The following is a 4084-nucleotide window of genomic DNA, read 5'->3' on the forward strand; positions in this document are numbered from 1 at the left end:
CAGTACACCTCCGGCTCCACCGGAGACCCCAAGGGCGTGATGGTCTCCCACGCCAACTTCCTCGCCAACGTCTCCGAGACCGAGGACATCTGGCCCACCGGCCGCGACGGCGTCGTCGTCTCCTGGCTGCCCCTCTTCCACGACATGGGCATGCTGTTCGGCGTCCTGCTGCCCCTGTGCTCCGGCATACCCGCCTACCTCATGGAGCCGGCCGCGTTCATCCGCCGCCCGCTGCGCTGGCTGGAGGCCCTCTCCACCTACCGGGGCACACACGCCGCCGCACCGAGCTTCGCCTACGAGCTGTGCGTGAGCGCCCTGCGCGACGCCGGGGACGTCGACCTGGACCTCTCGTCGTGGCGGGTCGCGGCGAACGGGGCCGAACCGGTGCGCTGGCGGGCGGTGCGGGACTTCACCGAGACGTTCGCCCCGTACGGGTTCGCCCCCGAGGCCATGACCCCCGGCTACGGGCTGGCCGAGAACACCCTCAAGGCGACGGCGAGCCCCGCGGACCGGCCGCCCACCGTGCTGTGGGCGTCCTCGACGGCCCTCAAGGACGGCCGCCTGGAGATCGTGGGGGAGACGGCGCCCGACGCCCAGCCGCTGATCGGCTCCGGCTTCCCCTCGGCCACCACCCGCGTCCGCGTGATCGACCCGGCCACCCGCACGCCCCGCGAACCCGGCCGCCTGGGCGAGATCTGGATCAACGGCCCGTGCGTCGCCCTCGGCTACCGGGAACGCCCGCAGGAGACCCAGGAGGCGTTCGGGGGCCGCGTCGCGGGCGAGAGCGGTGCGTATCTCCGCACGGGCGACCTGGGCTTCCTCCACGAAGGGGAACTGTTCGTCGCGGGACGACTGAAGGACGTCATCATCCGCAGCGGCCGCAACTTCTACCCCCAGGACATCGAGCTGTCCGCGGAGTCGGCGGTGCCGGGGCTGCGGCCGAACTGCGCGGCGGCGTTCTCCGTGGACGACGGGGAGCGGGAACGGCTGGTGGTGGTCGTCGAGACCGACGGACGGGTCCTCCGCGAGGTCGGGGCGGGCGAGCTGCGCGAACGTGTCGGGGCGGCCGTGCACGACGGACAGCGGCTGCGGGTCGACGAGGTCGTGGTGATACGCAGGGGTGCCCTGCCCCGTACCACCAGCGGGAAGGTCCAGCGCAGGGGATGCCGCAAGCTCTATCTGGACGGGGCACTGGGGGTTGTGGCTGACTGAGCGGGTCCGCCGCGGGGCCCGGCCGGGTGAGCGCTTTCCTCACCGGCGGGCCCACGGCGCCGTGAGAGCAAAGTTCCTTTCCGGTCACCCGGTGCCACAGCGCGGAAACGCGACCTCCCTACCTTCGGGACTCATAAGCCATCACCCCCCAGCAAGAATCCGAGCCCGGAGAACCGTGGAGGCGTCATGACAGCCCCGAGCACAGCCCCCGCTGCCAGTAGGGGAGGCCGCTGGATCCAGCACTGGGATCCGGAGGACGAGGCCTTCTGGAACGAGACCGGCGAGAAGGTCGCCCGCCGCAACCTGATCTTCTCCGTCCTCTCCGAGCACATCGGCTTCTCCATCTGGACCGTCTGGTCGGTGATGGTCCTCTTCATGGGCCCCGAGTACGGGCTCACCCCGGCCGACAAGTTCTTCATCGTGTCGATGGCCACCCTGGTCGGCGCCATCGTGCGCATCCCGTACACCTTCGCGGTGGCGATCTTCGGCGGCCGCAACTGGACGGTCGTCTCGGCGAGCCTGCTGCTCATCCCGACCGTCGCCGCCTTCGCCGTGATGGAGCCGGGGACGTCGTTCAACACGTTCCTGATCTGCGCGATGCTCGCCGGCATCGGAGGCGGCAACTTCGCCTCCTCCATGACCAACATCAACGCCTTCTTCCCCCTGCGGAAGAAGGGCTGGGCGCTCGGCCTCAACGCGGGCGGCGGCAACATCGGCGTCCCGGTCGTGCAGCTCATCGGTCTCGCCGTCATCGGTGCCAGCGGCGGCCCGCGCGTCCTGCTCGGGATCTACATCCCGTTCATCGTCGTCGCCGCGGCCCTCGCCTGGCTCAAGATGGACAACATCGCCTCCGTGAAGAACGACACCGGTGCCGCCAAGGACGCCGTGAAGGAGGCCCACACCTGGATCATGTCCTTCCTGTACATCGGCACCTTCGGCTCCTTCATCGGCTACAGCTTCGCCTTCGGCCTCGTCCTGCAGACCCAGTTCGGCCGTACGCCGCTGCAGTCGGCGTACGTCACCTTCATCGGCCCGCTGCTCGGCTCCCTGATCCGCCCGGTGGGCGGCGCCCTCGCCGACAGGTACGGCGGCGCGAAGATCACGCTGTGGAACTACGTCGCCATGGCCGGCGCCACCGGGGTCATCGTCCTCGCCTCCATGCAGAAGTCGCTGCCGCTGTTCACCACCGCGTTCATCGCGCTCTTCGTCCTCAGCGGCCTCGGCAACGGCTCCACCTTCAAGATGATCCCGGGCATCTTCCAGGCCAAGGCCCTCGCCAAGGGTCTGGAGGGCGAGGAGGCCGCGGCCTACGGACGGCGCCTGTCCGGCGCCTCCATGGGCATCATCGGCGCGGTGGGCGCGCTCGGCGGCCTCGGCATCAACCTGGCCTTCCGCCAGTCCTTCCTCACGGTCGGCTCCGGCACCGGCGCCTTCGTCAGCTTCCTCGCCTTCTACGGGCTCTGCTTCGCGGTGACCTGGGCCGTATACCTTCGCAAGCCGGCCGCCACGACGGTGACGGCGACGGCCGAGACGGAGGCGAAGCCGCAGCTCAGCTACGCCGAGGTGTGACATCGCCCATGGCGTGACACGAGTGACGTAACACCAGCGACATCAACCCGAACCGAGCCTGTCACGCAGCGTTGACAGGCTCGTTCGGCATGTAGGTGCCAGAGCCAGGTACTACGACTCGGGCGGGACGAGAGCCATGTACGACGAACAGCAGCGACCAGACCACGGCCCCCTGGCGGGGTTCACGGTGGGCGTGACAGCCGCGCGCCGCGCCGACGAACTGGGGGCCCTGCTCCAGCGTCGCGGAGCGTCCGTCCTCCACGCGCCGGCCCTCCGCATCGTGCCGCTCTCCGACGACAGCGAACTGCTCGCAGCCACCAAGGACCTCCTCGCCCAGGCACCCGACATCGTGGTGGCGACCACCGCCATCGGTTTCCGCGGCTGGATCGAGGCGGCCGACGGCTGGGGCCTCGGCGAGGCCCTACTGGACCGCCTCCGGGGCGTCGAGGTCCTGGCGCGCGGACCGAAGGTGAAGGGCGCGGTGCGCGCCGCGGGCCTCACCGAGGAGTGGTCCCCCTCCTCCGAATCGATGGCGGAGGTACTGGACCGGCTGCTGGACCACGGTGTCGAGGGCCGCCGCATCGCCGTCCAGCTCCACGGCGAACCCCTCCCCGGCTTCGTGGAGTCGCTGCGGGTCGCCGGAGCGGAGGTCGTCGGCGTCCCCGTCTACCGCTGGCTGCCGCCGGAGGACCTCACCCCGGTCGACCGCCTCCTCGAAGCGACGGTCAGCCGCGGCATCGACGCCCTCACCTTCACCAGCGCGCCCGCGGCGGCCTCACTGCTGTCCCGCGCGGAGGACAAGGGGCTCCTCCCGGAACTGCTGAACGCCCTCCACCACGACGTACTGCCCGCCTGCGTCGGCCCGGTGACCGCCCTTCCCCTCCAGGCCCAGGGCATCGACACCGTGCAGCCCGAGCGGTTCCGCCTCGGCCCCCTCGTCCAGCTCCTCTGCCAGGAACTCCCCGGCCGCGCCCGCACCCTGCCCATCGCCGGCCACCGCGTGGAGATCCGCGGCCACGCGGTCCTGGTCGACGGCGCCCTGCGCCCCGTCCCGCCCGCCGGGATGTCCCTGCTCCGCTCGCTCGGCCGCCGCCCCGGCTGGGTCGTCCCCCGCTCCGAACTCCTCAAGGCCCTCCCCGGCGCGGGCCGCGACGAACACGCCGTGGAGACGGCGATGGCCCGCCTGCGCACGGCGTTGGGCGCGCCGAAGCTCATCCAGACGGTGGTGAAGCGGGGGTACCGGCTGGCCCTGGACCCGGCGGCCGACACGAAGTATGGAACGCCGGGCGCCTAGTGACTCGGG

At 71.1% G+C, this 4084-nt stretch carries 3 protein-coding genes; all 3 read left to right on the forward strand.

Going from position 1 to position 4084, the window contains the following annotated elements:
- Nucleotides 1-1212 (forward strand): fatty acyl-AMP ligase (locus AOK23_RS16765; protein ID WP_055713515.1); only part of this gene is annotated, 1212 nt, incomplete at its 5' end.
- A 186-nt stretch (nucleotides 1213-1398) separates the two neighbouring features.
- Nucleotides 1399-2781, forward strand: coding sequence for a nitrate/nitrite transporter (locus tag AOK23_RS16770; protein WP_055713516.1), 1383 nt, complete (start codon nucleotides 1399-1401; stop codon nucleotides 2779-2781).
- Between the two features lie 136 nt (nucleotides 2782-2917).
- A complete protein-coding gene (locus AOK23_RS16775; protein ID WP_055713517.1) occupies nucleotides 2918-4075 on the forward strand; it encodes a uroporphyrinogen-III synthase in 1158 nt (385 codons plus the stop codon).
- The last annotated feature ends 9 nt before the right edge of the window (nucleotides 4076-4084 follow it).

Source organism: Streptomyces torulosus (assembly GCF_001419765.1).
Lineage (GTDB): Bacteria > Actinomycetota > Actinomycetes > Streptomycetales > Streptomycetaceae > Streptomyces > Streptomyces torulosus.

Excerpts from the sequence above, each read along its gene's own strand:
- AOK23_RS16770 (WP_055713516.1), top strand. The coding sequence starts at position 1,399 with ATGACAGCCCCGAGCACAGCCCCCGCTGCCAGTAGGGGAGGCCGCTGG.
- AOK23_RS16775 (WP_055713517.1), top strand. The coding sequence starts at position 2,918 with ATGTACGACGAACAGCAGCGACCAGACCACGGCCCCCTGGCGGGGTTC.